Below are 2,021 nucleotides of genomic sequence, written 5' to 3' on the forward strand. Positions count from 1 at the left end.
TCGGCCACCCCATCCTCGGCGACCCGCTGTTCGACCGCACCGCCGCCTTCCCCCGCACCCACCTGCACTCCTGGCAGCTGCGCTTGGACGCCGACTGGCTCACCCCACCGGTCCTCGACGTCCGGGCCACCCCCGGCCCCGACTTCTGGGAGCCCCTGGGCGCCGACCCGGCCGCAGCCGCGGATCTGCCGGCCATCGCGAACGAGCGATTGTCCACGATCACCGACTGACCCGAGCTGAACCCACCGGTGGCAACGAGTCCCTCGCTGCCACCGGTCGGATCACCGCAGTTCACCGTGCGGCGACCCGGTCCTCGCGCGCGTCGGCCGCGACGATCCGCCGACGACGGGTCGGCATCAGGACCGTCGGATGGCCGACGCCCCAGGCCGCGCCCGCGCAGATGAACTCCTTGACGCGGGCACCGAGCCGGCCGGTGAGGACGGTCGAGGTGGGCTCGTCGGCGAAGCTCACGCGCTGGAAGACGGCGTCGCGGCGGCCGAGGCTGATGCACTGCGCGGCATAGCCGATGGCGTCCTCGGGCACCGTGCTGCCGGTCAGCCTGGCGGCGATGGCATCGGCCGCCCGCCAACCCATCGGTGTGCCGGCGGCGCAGGACATGCGCAGTGGACGTCCGTCCGGACCGGGGGCCTGTGCGGCGTCGCCCACCGCGTACACCTCGGGGTGCGAGACCGATCGCATGGTGATGTCGACGACGATCCGGCCCGTCTCCGACACGGTCAGGGTGCTGGCCGCGGCGATCGGATGGACGGCGAAGCCCGCCGTCCACACGGTGACATCGGCGTCGAGTTCGGTTGCGGCGCCGGTGATCACACCGTTCTCGGTGACGCGCGTGATCTCGGTGTCGGTGCGGACGGTGATGCCGAGCCGCTCGAACACGGTACGCAGGTGCCGCTGCGCCTTCTCGTGCAGCCAGTCCCCTACTCCGCCGCGCGCGACGATCGTGACCGCGAGATCCGGGTGTGCCTCGGCGATCTCGGTGGCCGCTTCGATCGCGGTCAGGCCGCCGCCGACGACCAGGACCGTCGCGCCGGGGGTCAGAGTGTTCAGCCGCGCCCGCAGGTGCAGCGCAGCCTGCTTGCCCGCCACACTGTGGGCGTACTCGACGACACCGGGAACATCGGTGGCGCCGGTGCTGCCGAGCGCGTAGACCAGCGAGTCGTAGGCCAGCGGCTCGGAATCGGCCAGCTGGACCAGCTTGCGGTCGACGTCGACCGCGGTGACCCGCGCGGTCACCACCCGCACGCCGGTACCGGCGAACAGCTCACGCAGCGGCCGCTGCCGCAGGTCCTGGCCCGCCGCGAGCTGATGCATGCGCACCCGCTCGACGAAATCGGCGTCGGCGCTGACGAGGGTGATCTCCACGTCGTCGCGGTGCAGCCGCTTCGCGAGACGGCCGGCGGTGGTGGCTCCGGCGTACCCGGCTCCGAGGACGACAATGCGGTGCTTCATGGCTCGCTCCTATCGGGATGGACTCCCCTCCTGAACCGGATAGGCGCGCGATCCCTGACAGGGAATGGATGTGATGTGGGTCACCAGGCCACGGCGAGTGGCCGATGCGGTCCCGCGGCCGCCCACTGCCGGTTGAGCCGGTCCAGCTTCTCCGGGTTCACCTGCAGGTGCACCGCCGCGACGCCGTCGGGTGTCGCGACGACGCTCAGCACCGTGATGATCCGGTCGTCGACCACCGCGACCACCGCGGGCTCCCCGTTGACCACCTCCGCATAGAAGACCGGTTCGCCGCCGACGTAGGCGAGCTTGGCCGGGGTCCGGCGGAACACGTGCGAGAGGTAGCGGGCGATCGCGGCCGCGGCGGCGCCCCGGGGGTTGGGGGGCGCGCCCCCCCCCCCCCCCGCCGCCCCCCGCACCCCCGCGGCGGGGGGCCAGCCGGTGAGGGGGGGGGGGGGGGCCCGGGGGGGGGGGGGGGGGGGCGCCCCCAAACCCCCGGGCCGCCGCCGCGGCCGCGATCGCCCGCTACCTCTCGCACGTGTTCCGCCGGACCC

Annotated in this window: 2 protein-coding genes and 1 pseudogene; 1 reads left to right on the plus strand and 2 read right to left on the minus strand. The window is 73.6% G+C overall.

Annotated elements, in window-relative coordinates; translation table 11 throughout:
* Positions 1 to 230, plus strand: a pseudogene (locus tag QH270_RS23360) (RNA pseudouridine synthase); the annotation flags it as partial.
* Positions 231 to 291: 61 nt separating this feature from the next.
* Here QH270_RS23360 and QH270_RS23365 read toward each other — a convergent pair.
* Both QH270_RS23365 and QH270_RS23370 read right to left on the minus strand, forming a co-directional pair.
* Entirely contained in the window at positions 292 to 1,470 is a 1,179-nt protein-coding gene (locus QH270_RS23365) for an NAD(P)/FAD-dependent oxidoreductase (protein ID WP_280346191.1), read from the minus strand.
* 80 nt (positions 1,471 to 1,550) lie between these two features.
* Positions 1,551 to 1,799 (minus strand): hypothetical protein, encoded by a 249-nt coding sequence (locus QH270_RS23370; protein WP_280346192.1) that lies wholly within the window; start codon positions 1,797 to 1,799, stop codon positions 1,551 to 1,553.
* Positions 1,800 to 2,021 lie beyond the last annotated feature (222 nt).

The organism is Nocardia neocaledoniensis (assembly GCF_029868625.1).
Classification (GTDB): Bacteria; Actinomycetota; Actinomycetes; order Mycobacteriales; family Mycobacteriaceae; genus Nocardia; species Nocardia neocaledoniensis_A.

What these genes read in the sequence shown, in the direction of transcription:
- QH270_RS23365 (WP_280346191.1), bottom strand. Translation starts at nt 1,470, where the DNA reads ATGAAGCACCGCATTGTCGTCCTCGGAGCCGGGTACGCCGGAGCCACC.